Origin of the sequence: Streptomyces sp. ME02-8801-2C (genome assembly GCF_033793965.1) — a bacterium.
Taxonomy (GTDB): domain Bacteria; phylum Actinomycetota; class Actinomycetes; order Streptomycetales; family Streptomycetaceae; genus Streptomyces.
In genome coordinates, this window is the sequence record NZ_JARAXP010000003.1 from 587229 (window position 1) to 603260 (window position 16032).

Sequence of the window (16032 nt, forward strand, 5' to 3'; positions counted from 1 at the left end):
GTTTCTCCTAACGGAATCCCTGAGAGGTAGGATTCCTGTATGCAGAATTTGGACAGCCCCTCCTATCCGGTAAGCGCCGCCGGCAACGCTCTGCGCGCCGCCCGACTGCTGCACGAGCGCGGCGAGCTGCGCGTAGTGGACGTCGCGGACCAGCTCGGCGTCGCACGGTCGACAGCCCACCGGGTCCTGGCGATGCTCGTCTTCGAGGGGTTCGCCGAACAGGACCGCCACAAGGTCTACCGGCCGGGACCGGTTCTGCGGGCGATCAGGGGAAGCCAGGCGACACCGCCCCCCGACCTGATCACCGTCGCCCGCCCCCACCTGCAACGGCTGGCGGAAACCGTGCGCGAGACCACCCACCTGATGGTGCTGGAAGGCAACGGAACCCGGTTTCTGGACGGGGTGGAGGGACCGCAGGCGCTCCGCGTCAGCCACCGCACCGGCGCGCTCCTGCCCGCCCACGTGACCTCGGGCGGAAAGGCCCTGCTCGCCGAGCTGCCGCCGGAGCGGCTCCGCGCCCTCTACCCCAACGGGCTCCCCGGCGCCGAGGCAAAGGCACCGACGGACATCGAACACCTGACCGCCGAGCTGATGAGGATCCGCCGCAGCGGCTGGGCCTGCAACCTCCAGGAGAGCGAGCGGGGGGTGAACGCGGTCGGTGCGTGCGTGCTCGACCGCGCCGGTGCGGCCGTGGCCGCCATCGCCGTGGCGGCACCGTCCGCCCGCTGCCCAAAGGCCCGGCTGACCGAATTGGCCCAGCCGCTGCTCGCCGTGACACGGGACATCAGCCGCGAACTGTGATCGCCGACACTGTCACGCGCACCATCGCCGTCGTCATCGCGCCGCCCCCGCTGTTGCTCGCCGCGCAGCGGGTACCCCTTGACCTGACCGCGAGATCCTCGTAATTTCGTCCGTACACCAATGATTGGTGTACGGACGGTTTCGTCGATGCCGGTCCTGCACCTGCCGGCTGCGGTGGGTGCGGCATCGTCTCGACGGGCGCGGAGTCGGTTGCCCGTTCCGGACGCGAGGTGACGCTGTCCGGACCCGCTGAGGCGTTCATCGGGACATGGCGGCCTGGGCGGCGTGCATTCGCCGGGCGGCTGCGGCACATCAGCGGCGGCCACAGGGAGCTTTCAGCCGCGCTGTGGTCGGGCGCGCTGTGGTTCGGGCGCGCTGCAGCGTCGCCGGACTTCCGGTCCTCCACATCTTCGCAACACAGACAACCTGAGGTACCCCCGGACCTCTGACCCCGCTCAGTCCGCGCCTGCAGCGGTCCGACAGCAGTGATTTGGAGCCGCCATGTCATCCGACCCTGTCTACGACGAGTTGCCTCGCCACGGCGTGGCACCGTTGTGGCGCCATTACGGCAACCTCTTCCCTTCCCAGCCGCGCAGCCGTGCAGTGCCCTTCGTGTGGAGCTGGCACGGCTTGCGTCCCCCTCTGCTGCACTTCTCCAAGACCCTGTCCCTGGAAGAGGCCGAGCGGCGGGTGCTGATGCTGGTCAACCCCGCCCTCACCGACCCGCCTGCCACGGTCAACACCCTCTACGCGGGACTTCAGGTCATCCTCCCCGGGGAGACCGCCCAGGCCCACCGGCACACCTCCAATGCCTTCCGCTTCATCATCGAAGGCAGCGGTGCCTGGACCACGGTCGACGGCGAACGCGTCCACATGAGCCCCTGTGATCTCCTGCTCACCCCCGGCTGGACCTGGCACGACCACACCCACGCCGGGGACGCCCCCATGATCTGGCTGGACGCCCTGGACTATCCCCTGGTCAACGCGCTCGAAGCCGGCTTCTACGAGAAGTACCCCGAGCGGCTTCAGCCGGTCACCCGCCCCGATGACGCCGGAAGCCGCCAGTTCCTTCACGGCCGCCTCAACCCGGCCTGGCAAAGTTCCGAAGGTCCCAACTCGCCGGTCACTCGCTACACCTGGGCGGAGACCCAGCGGGCGTTCGACGCCATCGCCGACAGCGCTGAGGGCAGCGACGTGGACGGCATCGTTCTGGAATACACCAATCCCTGGACCGGCGGCTCCGTGATGCCCACCATCGGCTGCCGCGTCCAGAGGCTGCGCCCGGGCTTCGAAGGAGCAGGCCGTCGCCACACGGCCTCCACCATCTTCCACGTGGTACGAGGAGAGGGGGCCACCCTCGTCGACGGAACCCGTCTCGACTGGGCACGGCACGACACCTTCGCGGTACCCGGCTGGGCCGCCTACCGGCATCTGAACACCTCCGCATCCGCCGATGCGGTGCTCTTCTCCTACAGCGACCAGCCCGTCATGAACTCCCTGGGCCTGTACCGCTGTGAGCCCGCAGATCCAGAAGCCTGATCTTTCCTTCGCCCTCCGCCCCACTCCCGTGAGGAACCCCGATGCGTTTCGCACTCTTCGACGACGGCCGGCTGGGCGTCGTGGATCATGATGACCTGCTCGACGTCACCGACGCTCTCGGTGACGACGCCCGGCACTCCGGGGGTGCGCTGCAGGCCTGGATCGAAGCCCACGCCGCCGGCCGAACGCCCAGACCGTCCTTGGAGACCGCTCCCCGCAGCCCCCTGGCGACCGCACGCCTTCAGGCGCCCCTGCCCCGCCCCGGAAAGATCGTCGCCGCGCCCGTCAACTACCGCGACCACCAAACGGAAATGGAGTACACCACCTCCATCGCCGACCTGGGGGTGTTCCTCAAGGCCAACTCCTCCGTCATCGGCCCCGGCGAGAACATCCGCCTCCCCTACAGCGACAAGCGCACCGACCAGGAAGGCGAACTCGGCGTGGTCATCGGCCGTACCGCCTCCCAGGTACCCGTCGACGACGCGTTCTCGTACGTGTTCGGCTACACCTGCGTCCTCGACATCACGGTGCGCTCCGGCGAGGACCGCTCCACCCGCAAGTCCTTCGACACCTTCACCCCACTCGGGCCGTGGGTGGTCACCGCGGACGAGGTGCCCGATCCCGACCGCCTCGGCCTGCGTTGCGCCGTCGGGGGCGTGACCCGCCAGCAGGTCAATACGGCCGACCTGATCTTCAGCGTCAGCGAACTGATCGCCTACACCAGCTCGGTCATGACCTTGTACCCGGGCGACGTCATCGCCACCGGGACTCCAGCCGGCGTCGGGCCGCTCGCCCACGGCGACCGGGTCGTCCTCGAGATCGACCGTATCGGCCGGCTGGAGGTAGGAGTCGACGCCAGTTGCGCCATCCCCTATGCCCAGCGGCCCGGTAACACGTCCGCACTTGCCCCCTGATCACCATGCGCCGCTCCGGTCACTACACTCTCCACCTGCGCGAAGTGCCTCCACCGGAGTGGCACCGCAGTGGGCGGGGATTGGACAGCGCATGGTTCAGGCACTCCAACTCGACGCCTACATCGGCTACTTGATCCGGCGCTGCGAACAGGTCCACACCGCCCTGTGGGCCGCACACGTCTCCCGTGAGGTCACCTCCCAGCAGTTCGCCGTGCTCAACACCCTGGCCCGACGGCCGGAGCTGGACCAGCGAACCCTGGCCGAGGAGTCCTCGCTGGACAGGTCCACCGTGAACGTCATCGTCCGCCGTCTGGTGGACCAGGGCTACGTACAGCAGGTGCGCCACGAGCGAGACCGGCGGCGCACCGTCCTTTGCCTCACACCGGACGGTTCACAGCTGCTGAACCAGCTCATCCCGCCCGCCCAGCGCATCAACCAGCAGATGCTCGATGCCCTGCCCACCGAGGACAGGGCCACGGCACTGCGGCTGCTCAAGACCCTGGCCGAGGCTGATCTTTCCTGATGACCGGCCTGTGCTGTCACGGATGCCGGCGGCCGCACAGCCGCCCCATCGCCCGCCCCGGCAGAGCCGTCACCGGGAGGGCAGATCTGGCGTCAGGACTGACCGTTGCCCGCGATTCCCAGCGCCGTCCGAGTAGCCGCGGGTTCGTACTCGGGTGCGACGTCCGCCAGCACGCTCAGCGCTGTGCGAGCCAGATGACGGGCGATGGAGCGTGCGGCTTCGGCCGGGTCACCGAGGCGCAGTGCCGCCAGGAGCGCTTCATGATCTGTGTGTGCCCGGCCCCATGAGCCGGGCGCGCCCAACTGAGCGATGCGGATGTAGCGCTCGCTGTGTTCGCCGAGCGACGCGAGCATGCGCTGCAGTTGCGGCCCCACCGCCCGGGTGGCGATGCGGTGGAAATCCCTGTGAGCTGCCTGCCACTCGTCCGGCCGGTCGCCGCCCGCCAGCTCCTTCATCCGCTTCAGGGCGTCGCTCATGTGCTGGAGTTCCTCGTGCGTGAGCGACTTGGCAGTCATGCTGACAGCGAGCGTTTCGAGCATGATGCGAGCCCCGTAGACAGCATCCAGGTCCTCGGGATCCACCGCCCGCACCCGGGCTCGCTGGTCGGGCCGCGCGTCGATGAGCCCCTCTTCCTGGAGCAGCCGAAACGCCTCGCGCATCGGCGTGCGGCTGACGCCCAGCTTCCGAGCCATCTCGGCCTGGAGCAACACCGATCCCGGCGGCAGCTCGCCGCTGAGGATCATGGCGCGCAGCCGCCCATGTACGTCGAGGGCCAGGCGGCGTCCGCCCGCGGCGGCTGCGGGACTTTCGCCCGGCGGCACCGGCGGGGCCTGCACCTCGCCGCCGGTGTCGACCGACCGCTGTTCCTCAAACGACTCGCTTCTACTCCTGCTCACGCCGCGAGTCTACCCAGAGTGTATGCAGCTGATACCGCAACCCGTTCAGTTCCCAGCGCTGTCCCGCCTGCCTGCCTACAGCCAGGCTCAGACAACCCACGACTGTATCCACCTGCTGTACCCGGCAGGCCTAGGCCCGCCGGGTGGCCCGGACAGTGACTCGCAGGTCGCGGGCGAGGAAACACGGGCTCGCCCTTGCGTTGGCCTTCTCATGGCTGGCGCGCGCGAAGGCGTCCTGCGCCTGCCGGCTGACGCCGTGCTTGTCCCGCGTGCCCTACGTCCTGCCCAAGAACGACCGGGCTTTCCCCACTGGACACGCCGAGCCGTACTCGGGTCATCGACTCGACTGACGCCCGCCACGGCGACGCAGGCGTTACCGAGCGCGATGGCCCACGCGGGCGGCCGGTTCGTCGGGGCGTACGGCCGCCAGAGCGCCGCCGTAATCGCCGGCCGGCGTGTGGACCGCGTCGACGACATGGACTACACGCCGGCCTCCACTTCGGCGCTCCTCACCCGTCCCGCCATCGCCGCGGCGGGGTCGAAGTTGCGCGACGACTTGCCGAGACGAGGTTGCCGTGCCGGTCACCCTCGGCCGCATGTACGAGCGCGAAATCGGTACGGATCGCGCGCGCTCCCGTACGTACTCGAGTGGGAGTTCCGCCTGCGCGACGGTGCGCGTCAGCGCCCCGTACCGGGGCCGATCAGGGACGTGAGCGAGCAGGCGGGCTGCCAGTCCGGCGCGAAGCGGCGGCGCAGGCCGGCCACCGCCTCCATGCCGCGCAGGGTCACCTCGGGTGGGGTCGACAGGCCGGCGGGCCCGAGGAGGCCGGGGACCGCGGCCCCGACGCCGGCCTGGGGCAGGCCGTGCCGCAGCAGAGCGGCCTCGATGGCCGGTGCGCCTGAGGCCAGCAGTTCCTCGGTGCTCATACGGCAGACCTCGGCATAGGCGCGGGTGTGCCACGCGGTGGCGGTCTCACGCGGGGCGACCACCACATTGGTGATGAGATCGGGTGCGACCTGAAGATGGCCGCCTACGCGCGGGAACCCTTTCTCGTCGGCGAGGGCGTCGAACGGCGGGTGGAGTGTGGTCCCGTCCACAGCGCCCGTCGGCAAGGCCTGGAACCTCTGCAACGTGCCGCCCACCGGGACGAGTTGGTCGTCTGTCACCGGCGAGTCGGCGACGTCGGCGAGCACGGCGCGCAGGACGAACGCGAAGGCGCTCTGCGCGTTGTCGACCGCCCACCGGTCCGTCGGCAGCGGCGCTCCGGGGCGCCGGTGAACAGCGAGCTCGCCCATGCCCTCCGCCCGGACGGCCACCGGGTCCCGCTTCAGCAGCCCCCGCAGCAGGTGGTCGGGAGAGGTGTGCATGATGTCGAAGTTGCCGTCGTTCCAGCCGGCCATCTGCTGGTCGGAGGAGACGACCTGGACGAGGTTCACCTCCAGCCCTGCCTGCTGGAAGTACCCGGAGTCGACGGCGTGGTAGTAATGCACGCCGCCGGCGCCGGGGAAGACACCCACAGTCAGCTGTCGGGTGGGCTCGCCGGGTGGGCGGAGCGCACTCAGCTCGGTAGTCATGCTCCGTTGCACGGGATGAACGCTTCCTTTGAGTGAGAGGACAGGGGGGGGCGGAAAGCCGTCGGCTCCGGTCGTTCCGGCAGGCACACGATGACGACGGTCAGGCGGGCTTGGCTTCCTGGTTGGTGATGAAGTCGGCCGGCGGCGCCCCGGGGCCCCAGATGGCTTCCGGGCAGTCCCAGTCGCTCGGCTGCCAGTCCTCGGTGATGCAGTCCATGTCGCTGGAGTACTCGATCCAGCTGCCCCAGGGGTCCTGGATGTAGTGGAAGAGGTTCGAGCCGAGGGTGTGGCGGCCCAGGCCCCAGCCCTTCGTGTAGCCCCCGTCTGCCATCTTCCGCGCACCCCTGGCGATCTGGTCGATGTCGGACACCATCCAGCTGGAGTGGTGCAGGCCGGGGTACTCCCCCGGGACGAAGCCGAAGACATGGTGGTCGCCCGGACCGGAGTTCATGAAAACGGGGCCGCCGTTGATGATGCGGTCCGACAGGCGCAGCCCGAGCGTGCGGGTGTAGAAGGCCTCGGAGGCGCTCACATCGGAGCTGAAGATCAGCATGTGGCCGAGACGCTGGGGGCGGGTCTCCTCGGTCGCGGTCAGCCAGCGGGCCTGGTCGACGCGGCGGACCCGGTCACCGACGTTGGCGTCCTGCGCGTCCGTGGTGCCGAACTCACGCCAAGGGGCGATCCCCTCGTCCCGGAGGTTGACCAGGTTCCCTTCGTGATCGCGGAACCACAGTCCGCCGGGCACCTCGGCCGGCGCGTCCAGCAGCTTCAGGCCAAGGCCCTCCAGGTGCCGATGCCACTCGGGCAGCGAGTCCGGCTCGACCGCGAACGCCACGTGGTGCAGCCGCTTGACCGGCCCCTCCGTCAGCACCGTCTGGTCCTGCTCCCGGCCGTCGCAGCGGATCACCACGGCGTTGCCGCGCTCCGCGGTCTCCAGCCCGAAGGCGCCGTAGAAGCTCGCCCCGGTCTCCAGTGACGGCACCTGGAGTCCGTAGTGCAGGAGACCTTTGACACGCAACATGTGCACTCCTCATGGTTCCGGTGAACCCGCATCCAGCACGGACACCGAGTTAAGTGTGTACACCTTTTGGGTCAGGCGTCCAGACGTCCGGGGAAAGCTTTTACCGTTTCCGACCGCAGGTCACGCAGGCACGTCCCGCCTCCCGCCGTCGACTGCCGCGCACCCCGAGATTCACCCTTCCTCTCTCAAAGTGTATGCACTATGGTGCTCCTGCTTAGAGAGCCACCTGTCGGAGGAAACATGACACCGCCTGAATGGTCGCTGGTGCAGTACCGGGTCGACGACTCGGAGAAAGTAGCCGTCGGTGCGTACACCGACGGAACCGTGGTCCAGGGGCCGCCCGGGACCGAGGGCCTCACGCTGATGGAGGTGCTGGGCCGCTGGGAGTCGCTCACTCCACTCCTGCGCGACTGGACGCCGGCCGTGTCCGACGCCGTCACGGGCGCCCGTCTCGCTCCGCCGCTGACGTATCCCAACAAGGTGATCTGCGCAGGCGCCAACTACTGGGACCACATCGCCGAGATGGGCTGTGAGCGCCCCGACGAGCTGGGTGACCCGTACTTCTTCCTCAAGCCGCCGACGACGACCGTGACGGGGCCGGGGGACCCGGTGCCGCTGCCCTCCTACCCCGGCGCGCGCGTCGACTGGGAGGCGGAACTGGCCGTCGTCATCGGCTGTGGCGGCCGCAACCTCTCGCCCGAGCAGGCCATGGCGCATGTGGCCGGTTACATGGCGGCCAACGACGTCTCGGCCCGGGACCGGCTCAAGCTGCCCATGCCGGTCGCCGAGCCGTTCACCTTCGACTGGGTCGGCCACAAGGGGCAGGACGGATTTTGCCCGCTCGGCCCCGGACTGGTGCCCGCTTGGCAGATCGCAGACCCGCAGGATCTGCGCATCCAGCTCAGCATCAACGGGGTGCTCAAGCAGGACTCCTCCACCGCCCAGATGATGGTGAAGATCCCCGAGGTGATCGCGGCGGCCAGCCGCATCACCCGACTGGAACCCGGAGACGTCATCCTCACCGGCACTCCGGCCGGCTGCGGTGTACCGCGCGGGGAGTTCCTGGCTCCCGGGGATGACATAGTCATCGAGATCGAGCGGATCGGCCGCCTGGAGAACAGGGTGGTGGCGTCATGAGCGACACGTTGACACTTTCCGAGCTCGGCTGGTCGCAGGCCCTGCCGGTTACCGCGACCATGCGAGCCATGCTGTTCCGCCGGTTCGGACCGCCCGACGTCCTGGAGCAGGCCACGGTCGACACCCCGCGCCCCGGTCCCGGTGAGGTCCTCGTCCAGGTCGCCGCGGTCGGTATCGGCCGACTGCTCGACCTGACGGCACGCGCCGGCAACCACCCCTACGCCACCATCGAACCGCCCCACATCCTGGGCGCGGACCACGCAGGCACGGTCGCCGAACTGGGAGAGGGGGTGGGCTCCGTCGAGGTCGGCGACCGCGTGGCCGTCCTGCCCGGTGTCGCCTGCGGCACCTGTGCCTACTGCGCCGACGGCCGCGAGGAGGTCTGCGACGCTCTGACCGTGATAGGCACCCACCGCCCCGGCGCCTACGCGCAGTACTGCGTGGTGCCGGCGGGCAACGTCCACAAGGTCCCGGACGGCATTCCGGCCGCGATGGCCGCCTCGCTCGCACTCCTCGGCGCGGTCGCCGCCAACCAGATGGCCCAGGCAGGACTCCGCCCCGGACACTGGGTACTCGTCCAGGGCGCCTCCTCCGCTCTCGGTTCCACGACGGCCGCCTACGCCCAGCACCTGGGAGCGAAGATCATCTCGACCTCCCGCTCGGCGGAGAAGCGCGCGGCCATGGCCGCGGCGGGTGCCGACCTCGTGCTCGACACCTACGCGCCGGACTTCGTGGATCGGGTGCGCGAGGCGACCGGTGGCCGCGGTGTCGACATCGCCGTCGACAACCTCGGTGACCCGGCCGTATGGAACGCCACCATCGACTCGCTGGCCCGCGGCGGCGCGGTGGTCACCTCCGGCGCCTTCCTCGGCGGCCAGGTGGAGATCAACCTGCGGCGCGTGTACTCCGACTGCCACCGCATCATCGGGGTGCGCACCGGCAACCCGGCCGCGGTGGCGGAACTGTGGACGCAGGTGCAGAACGGCTTCCGGGCCGTCGTCGACCGCACGTTCCCCATCGCCCGCGCCGCAGACGCCCACCGCTACATGGAGGACGACAACTGCCTCGGGCGCGTGGCACTCACCCTGCGCGCCGAGGACTGGGACGCGTAACGGCACCCGGTTCCGGCCCCTCCCCGGCGGGACACCCTCGGTGACGACGCGGATCAGTCGTCCCCAGGGGTTGTCCCGCCGGGGCCCACTGCTGCTGCGGGGCCCGCCGACCCGGCTGGGAGAGAACATCCGGGAGAGGGCAGCACCCCGCTTTCCGCAGACACACGACAAAGGGCGCCTGAGCCGGACTTACGCCCGGCAGGCGCCCCGCCGACACATCAGTGAGGCCGATCAGTGAGGATCACCGGGAGTGCTCGAGCCGGCCAGCCACTTCGCGCCCTCTTCGTAGAGCCTCTGCACGACCTCACCCCTGAGGCCCGGCAGCCCGGTCTTCACCGTGAAGCCGGACTTCGTCTGAAGGTAGCCGAGATGGCGGTACCCCACGGGGAAGCGGCCCAGCAGGAGCGGGTCCAGGCTCAGCGTTGCGGACGGATCGACCACGTCGAGACGGTCCTTCTCGTAGATCGGCTGGCGACGGACGATCTTCCACGCCCCCTCGTGGCGCGCGCAGAAGTCGTAGAAGCGCCCCGTGCAGACGACGTCGACCTCGACCCCGTCGATCTCAGCCCGCTGACTGATGGTCATCTTGGTCTGGGCCACGGCACGGTCGCCGAGGACATCGGCGGTGTGACCGCCGAGGAAGTGGAGAATGCTGACGCCGTTGTCGAAGCCCTCCCGGCTGGTCGCGATGAAGTCCGCTGCCGGGCCCTGGAACCACGTGGCCGTCATCCAGCCGTCGACGGGATGCCACACGGTGGCGAACCGCTCCCAGTCTCCGGCGTCGCGCCACAGTGCCCAGTCCTCGACGAGCTGACGCAGCTCGCTTCTGTCCGTCTCGATTGTCGGCATGCAAAACCTCGGTCGGGTTGTCGTGAAAGGAATCGGACCAGGTCGGCGAAGAGGGCGTGGAACGCGTCGAAGAAGCCTGCCGACGGCCGAGTACGGGACGGCATGGACTTGGTCCTGTCGATACCCAGGACGGTAATACCGTGCCGGTGATCCGTCGAATAGGAATGTCGTATGCGATACATGGGCGAGGTGAATATCAAGCGTGAACTTCCACATTCGAGCGACCAACACCGCGACCGGCCTGCACCGAGTCGACCTCAATCTGCTCCCGCTGCTCGCCGCCCTCCTCGAGCAGCGCAGCGTCACCCGCGCCGCCGTGGCGGTCGGCCTGACCCAGCCGGCCATGAGCAACGCCCTCCAGCGGCTGCGGCGCACACTCGGCGACGAGCTGCTCGTCCGGGTCGGCCGCGACTACGTTCTCACCGAGCGCGCCGGCGCGCTGGTCGGACCGGTCAACCTGATCCTGGAGACCGCCACCCACCACGTACTCACGCCTCCGACGTTCGATCCCGCGACCTCGGACCGCACCTTCCGCATCGCCGCGACCAGCGCATCGGCCCTGACCGTCCTTCCGGCCCTCAACGCCGCGCTCGCCGTGTCCGCACCAGGTGTCCGCCTGCACCTGGAACCGCCTGATTCCGCCATGGACCTCACCCGCGGCGACGCGACCGCGGACGTGACGCTGCTGCCCGACACCGTGCCGACGACGCTGCCGAGGGAACGGCTCTACCACGAGGACTGGGTCGTGATCGCCGACGCGGGCAACGACCGCATCGGCGCGACGCTCACCGTCGACGACCTCGCACGGCTGCCTCACGTCGTGTTCGAGTGGGAAGGAGGGCGGGTCGGTGCTCAGCACGCCCTGGCCCAGCTGCTCCCCGATCTCCACGTGCGCTGCGTCGCCTTCGAGTTCCTCATGATCCCCTCGATGGTGAGCGGCACACCCATGATCGCGCTGCTGCAGCGTCGGCTGGCTCGGCAGCTGTCGGCCCAGCACGGGCTCCGGGTGATGGAGCCGCCGATTGTGCTGCCGTCGCTCGGCATCGATCTGGTGTGGAATCCGCGCACCGCCGGCGACCCCGGACGGGTGTGGCTGCGAAAACAGCTGATGCGCGCGGTTCATTGACGATGTGATTGCCCAGCATTTCCAGCATTCATTGGATTCATTCCTCCGCTGTGCTTAGCGTTCCGGTGAGAGCACGCCTTCCGCACCGTGGTCCGCATTCTCGTCGGCCGTCGCCGAACGGACGCCACCGGACCACTCCCGGCGCACCACTTCCGAGCGAACCGGCCACCGTTGTCGGTCTCCATCCGTAGTGCGCCGACAACCAGACGAGGAGAACTCATGTTCCCGCTGAATGCCTGGTACGCCGCGGCATGGGACACCGAAGTCGGTCGCGCCCTGTTGCCACGCACGATCTGCGACCGCCCGCTCGTGCTGTACCGCACCGCGTCCGGGGAGGCGGTGGCGCTCGCCGATGCCTGCTGGCACCGTCTCGTGCCGTTGTCCATGGGCGAGTTGCACGGTGACGAGGTGGTCTGCGGCTACCACGGCCTCGCCTACGGCCCCAACGGCCGCTGCACCCGGATGCCCGCGCAGGAGACACTCAACCCCTCCGCCGCAGTCGCCTCCCACCCGGTCGTGGAACGGCACAGGTTCGTGTGGGTCTGGCTGGGCGACCCCGTGGCGGCCGATCCCGATCTCGTCCCGGATCTGCACTGGAACGACGATCCGCAGTGGGCCGGGGACGGCGAGAGCATCCTCCTCGACTGCGACTACAGGCTGGTCCTGGACAACCTCATGGACCTCACCCACGAACAGTTCCTGCACGCCGACAGCCTCGCCAGCGACGAACTCTCCGAAGCGGGACCGGACGTCGCCCACGACGAACACTCGGTCACGCTCACCCGGTGGATGCGGGGCATCGAGGCGCCGCCCTTCCTGGCCATGCAGTTGCGCCGCAAGAATCCCGCCTACGACGGCCCCGTCGACCGGTGGCAGGTCATCCGCTTCACCGCTCCCTCGACGATCACCATCGACGTCGGTGTCGCGCCGACCGGAACCGGGGCCCCGGAAGGCGACCGGAGCGCCGGCGTCAACGGATACGTACTCAACACGGTCACCCCCGCCGCGGCCGGCACCTGCCACTACTTCTGGGCCTTCACCCGCAACTACCACCTCCACGACCAGAGTCTGACCACCCTGCTGCGTAACAGCGTCTCGCGGGTCTTCGGCCAGGACGCCGACATGCTCGACGCGCAGCAGCGGGCGATCGAGGCCAACCCCGGGCACGAGTTCTACAACCTCAACATCGATGTCGGCGGGATGTGGGTACGCCGGATCATCGACGCGCAGGTCGCACGGGAGCAGGGACGGGACCGCACAGCCCCGACCCGCCTGGCTGCCGTCGCGGCGACGACGAGGGAGAAGGCATGACCGGCACCGCCGACAGCGCGGTCGTGGTGACACGCACCGAACTCGTTCCGGGCATCGTGGAACTGGTGCTGCGCCCGTCCAGATCCGTCCGGCCGGTCCCGCCGGGCAGCCACATCGACCTCACCGTTCCCCTGCCGGGCGGACCGGAGACACGCTCCTACTCGCTGGTCGACCAAGGCCAGGACGACGGTCTGCTCCGCATCGCCGTACGCCTCCAGTTGGACGGACGCGGCGGATCGCGGTGGATGCACGACCTGCGCCCCGGCTCGGAGATCACTTTCGCGGGCCCGATCGACGAGTTCCCGCTCAGCCCGGGGCGCCTGTCGAGCGTGCTCCTCGCAGGCGGCATCGGGATCACCCCCATCGTGGGGCTCGCCCACGCCCTCCGAGCGCGCGGGGCCGACTACCGGCTCGTCTACGCCGGCCGGTCCCGCGACCAGATGGCCTTCGCCGACGACCTGGAGCGGGAACACCCCGGCAGGATCACGGTCGTCGAGGACAGGCACGGAACCTTCGTCGACCCCGATGAGGTCGTCGCGTCGGTCCCGGAGGGTGGCGTGCTGTACGTCTGCGGTCCGATCGGGCTGCTCACCGTTGTTCGAGCGGCGTGGGAGCGGGCTGCCAGGCCACCCGGCGGGCTCCGCTTCGAGACGTTCGGCACGAGCGGCGCCGTCCCCGCGCAAGCGTTCCACGTGGAGGTTCCCGCGCGCGGGCTGAGCTTCGAGGTACCCGTCGGCACGAGCCTCCTGGACGCTCTCGAGGCCGCCGGCGTGGAGATGATGTACGACTGCCGCCGCGGCGAGTGCGGCCTGTGCCGGGTGTCGATACTGGACGTGTCCGGCAAGGTCGATCACCGGGACGTGTTCCTGTCGGAACGTCAGCGCGGGGAGGGCCGGGCGCTGTGCGCGTGCGTTTCCCGCGTAGTGGGAGCCTCCCTCACCATCGACTGCTGAACCCCGCCGGACGGTGCGCGGCGCCGGCGGCTACGTGGGCGGCAGGTCCTGCTCCGTCCAGATGCATTTGCCGTCGGGGAGATAGCGGGCGCCCCAGCGCCGGGAGAGGGCGGCGACGAGTTGCAGGCCGCGTCCGCCCTCGTCGGTGTAACCGGCGTGGCGAATGCGGGGGGTGGTCAGGCTTCCGTCGTAGACCTCGCAGATGAGTGAGCGGCTGCGCAGCAGACGCAGGCGGACGGGGGCCTTGGCATGCCGGACGACGTTGCCCACCAACTCGCTGACCAGCAACTCGGTGGTGAACACGAGATCTCCCAGCCCCCATGCACCGAGTTGTTCCCGGACGTATGCGCGGGCCTGTCCGGCCGCGCGGGGATCGTTGGGCAGTTCGAGGGAGGCGACATCACTCGCGGCGGTGCACCGAGCGTGCACGATGAGCAGGCCGGCGTCGTCAGTCGTCTGCTCGCGGTCGGGCAACAGGCCCGACACGACTGTGTCGCTCAACTCCTCCAGGAACCGGACGTCCCCGTCCTCGTCGGCGGCCCCGAACCAGGTGGCGCCTGCCGCGGTGCGCGACAGGATCTGCCGCAGTTGCGCCATTCCCTGGTCGGCGTCCCGTGCCGGGGATTCGACGAGCCCGTCGGTGTACAGGACGAAGAGGCTCTCGTCGGGCAGTCGCAACTGGTGCGTCTCGAAAGGCGGCTTGGCCGCGCCCAGTGGCGGGTCGGGCACGACGTCGTGACTGTGCAGGCCGCCGTCGGGGTGCACGACGACCGGCGGCGGGTGCCCGGCCAGGCAGTACGTGCAGGTGCGGGCGACGGGATCGAAGACGGCGTACAGGCAGGTGGCGTAGAAGTCCTCGCCGAACTCGGCGACCAGGTCGTTGAGACGGCTGAACAGTTCGTCGGGGGGCATCTCCAGGTCGGCGAGGGTGCGGACGGCCGTGCGCAGCCGGCCCATCGTGGCCGCTTCGGCGATGCCGTGCCCCATCACATCGCCGATCACCATGGCGACCCGGTCGGCGGACAGGGGAATGACGTCGTACCAGTCGCCGCCCACCTCCTCGCCGCGCCCCGCGGGCAGGTAACGGGCGGCGGCGCGGGCGGCGGGCAGGCGGGGCAGCGTTCTCGGCAACAGGCCACGCTGCAGTTCCTGGGCTCGGGCGTGCTCCACGTCGTACAGCCGTGCCCGCTCCAGCGACTGACCGACCAGACCGCTCAGCGCCGTCAGCAGGGTGCGTTCCTCGTTGCTGAAGGAACGCGGCCGGCTGAACGACACCACGCACAGGCCGATGGCGCGGCCGGAGGCGATCATGGGCAGGAAAGCGACCGCCTCCTTCGGTGACGCCTCGTTCACTCTCCTCATCGTCGGGTAGCGCCGGGAGATCTCCTCTTTCGCCTCGATGAACCGGGGGATACGGGTTCGCAGTACATCGCGGACGGGTGCATGGGCGGCAAGCGGCATCCCGTCGAGCAGGCTGAGGAACTCCTGGGGATACCCGGCGGCGCCGACGACGTTCAGGCGGCCGCCTTCGAGGATCTGGAACACCAGCCCGTCGGCCCCGAAGGGCGGCAGGACGTACTCGGCGACGGCCTTCACCACGTCGCGCGATGTGACAGCCTCGGCCAGCGCGACAGTCAGCTCACCCACCCGCACGGACCGCTCGGCTCCGGCCACCGGCCCTGGTGACGGCCCGGACCCGCCACGGAGGCGCCCACCGGCCCACCCCGCCAGCACACCGAGCAGATCCCGCTGCACCTCGTCCGGCTCGCCGGTCCCTGCCGTGAGCACGGACAGCACACCGACCGGCCCGTCCGCTCCGGGGAGGGGTACCGCCGCTGTGCCGGCCGCTCCGGTGCCCAGGCTGTCCCCGGCGACGCAGGCGTAGCCACCGTGCCGCAAGGCGTGCGCGGGCGCCACGTCCTGTTCGTCGGACAGATCGGCCCACTCGCCCGCGCTTGCCCGGGCGAGCCCACTCACGGCGACCAGGCGCAGCCGACCGGTGGCACGGTCGTGCCGGTGCACCAGGGCGCCCAGGCCGCCCAAGCACATCGTCGCCTGTCGGAGCACGAGGTCGAGCGCCTCCGTACCCCGATCACCGTCCCCCCAGACGTCTTCGCCCGCAGCCACCGGGGGTCCGGATGGCAGCCACTCGTGCTGCTCCGCATCGCTCACGGGGCCAGCCTTCTCAGCCGTCACCGCGCCTCCCGCTCACCCGTGCACAGCGGGGGCGGCGGTCAGGTCTCCACCACTGAGCAACAAGACATAGGTGATATTT

General features: G+C 69.7%; 14 protein-coding genes and 1 pseudogene. 9 read left to right on the top strand and 6 right to left on the bottom strand.

The genetic code is table 11. From position 1 onward, the window contains the following. Positions 1 to 39: 39 nt before the first annotated feature. The 4 genes from PV396_RS11675 (at position 40) to PV396_RS11690 (ending at position 3777) form a co-directional block, all read left to right on the top strand. Entirely contained in the window at positions 40 to 801 is a 762-nt protein-coding gene (locus PV396_RS11675) for an IclR family transcriptional regulator (RefSeq protein WP_319203349.1), read from the top strand. A 501-nt stretch (positions 802 to 1302) separates the two neighbouring features. Continuing rightward, positions 1303 to 2340 (top strand): cupin domain-containing protein, encoded by a 1038-nt coding sequence (locus PV396_RS11680; RefSeq protein WP_319203351.1) that lies wholly within the window; start codon positions 1303 to 1305, stop codon positions 2338 to 2340. A gap of 41 nt (positions 2341 to 2381) precedes the next feature. Then, positions 2382 to 3254 (top strand): fumarylacetoacetate hydrolase family protein, encoded by an 873-nt coding sequence (locus PV396_RS11685; RefSeq protein WP_319203353.1) that lies wholly within the window; start codon positions 2382 to 2384, stop codon positions 3252 to 3254. A gap of 91 nt (positions 3255 to 3345) precedes the next feature. Continuing rightward, the gene (locus PV396_RS11690; protein ID WP_319203355.1) at positions 3346 to 3777 is read left to right on the top strand and encodes a MarR family winged helix-turn-helix transcriptional regulator; all 432 of its coding nucleotides are present in this window, start codon (positions 3346 to 3348) and stop codon (positions 3775 to 3777) included. Between the two features lie 92 nt (positions 3778 to 3869). On the opposite strand, the gene PV396_RS11695 is transcribed toward PV396_RS11690, so the two are convergent. The 4 genes and pseudogenes from PV396_RS11695 to PV396_RS11710 form a co-directional block, all read right to left on the bottom strand. Continuing rightward, complete coding sequence (locus tag PV396_RS11695; protein ID WP_319203357.1) at positions 3870 to 4673, bottom strand: GntR family transcriptional regulator; 804 nt, start codon at positions 4671 to 4673, stop codon at positions 3870 to 3872. A gap of 492 nt (positions 4674 to 5165) precedes the next feature. Next, positions 5166 to 5302: pseudogene (locus PV396_RS11700) on the bottom strand (CoA-transferase); the annotation flags it as partial. Positions 5303 to 5351: 49 nt separating this feature from the next. After that, positions 5352 to 6248: a hypothetical protein gene (locus tag PV396_RS11705; protein WP_319203359.1), complete on the bottom strand. Its 897-nt coding sequence runs from the start codon at positions 6246 to 6248 to the stop codon at positions 5352 to 5354. A 100-nt stretch (positions 6249 to 6348) separates the two neighbouring features. Further along, positions 6349 to 7269, bottom strand: a complete 921-nt coding sequence (locus PV396_RS11710; protein WP_319203362.1) for a VOC family protein — start codon at positions 7267 to 7269, stop codon at positions 6349 to 6351. Positions 7270 to 7509: 240 nt separating this feature from the next. Between PV396_RS11710 and PV396_RS11715 the strand changes: the two genes are divergently transcribed. Both PV396_RS11715 and PV396_RS11720 read left to right on the top strand, forming a co-directional pair. Continuing rightward, a complete protein-coding gene (locus PV396_RS11715) occupies positions 7510 to 8406 on the top strand; it encodes a fumarylacetoacetate hydrolase family protein (protein ID WP_319203365.1) in 897 nt (298 codons plus the stop codon). Beyond that, positions 8403 to 9518, top strand: coding sequence for an alcohol dehydrogenase catalytic domain-containing protein (locus tag PV396_RS11720; protein ID WP_319203367.1), 1116 nt, complete (start codon positions 8403 to 8405; stop codon positions 9516 to 9518). The genes PV396_RS11715 and PV396_RS11720 overlap by 4 nt, the downstream gene beginning before the upstream one ends. Before the next feature lie 231 nt (positions 9519 to 9749). Here the strand turns inward: PV396_RS11720 and PV396_RS11725 are convergent, their stop codons facing one another. Next, complete coding sequence (locus tag PV396_RS11725) at positions 9750 to 10367, bottom strand: nuclear transport factor 2 family protein (RefSeq protein ID WP_319203369.1); 618 nt, start codon at positions 10365 to 10367, stop codon at positions 9750 to 9752. Between the two features lie 202 nt (positions 10368 to 10569). Between PV396_RS11725 and PV396_RS11730 the strand changes: the two genes are divergently transcribed. From PV396_RS11730 to PV396_RS11740, 3 genes are all read left to right on the top strand, one after another. Next, entirely contained in the window at positions 10570 to 11493 is a 924-nt protein-coding gene (locus PV396_RS11730; RefSeq protein ID WP_319203371.1) for a LysR family transcriptional regulator, read from the top strand. 219 nt (positions 11494 to 11712) lie between these two features. Continuing rightward, positions 11713 to 12804, top strand: a complete 1092-nt coding sequence (locus PV396_RS11735; RefSeq protein WP_319203373.1) for an aromatic ring-hydroxylating dioxygenase subunit alpha — start codon at positions 11713 to 11715, stop codon at positions 12802 to 12804. After that, entirely contained in the window at positions 12801 to 13757 is a 957-nt protein-coding gene (locus PV396_RS11740) for a PDR/VanB family oxidoreductase (protein ID WP_319203375.1), read from the top strand. Before PV396_RS11735 ends, PV396_RS11740 begins: the two co-directional genes overlap by 4 nt. Positions 13758 to 13787: 30 nt before the next feature. Here the strand turns inward: PV396_RS11740 and PV396_RS11745 are convergent, their stop codons facing one another. Beyond that, positions 13788 to 15929 carry a SpoIIE family protein phosphatase gene (locus tag PV396_RS11745; protein ID WP_319203377.1) on the bottom strand — a complete coding sequence of 714 codons (2142 nt, stop codon included), beginning with the start codon at positions 15927 to 15929 and terminating at the stop codon, positions 13788 to 13790. Between the last annotated feature and the right edge of the window lie 103 nt (positions 15930 to 16032).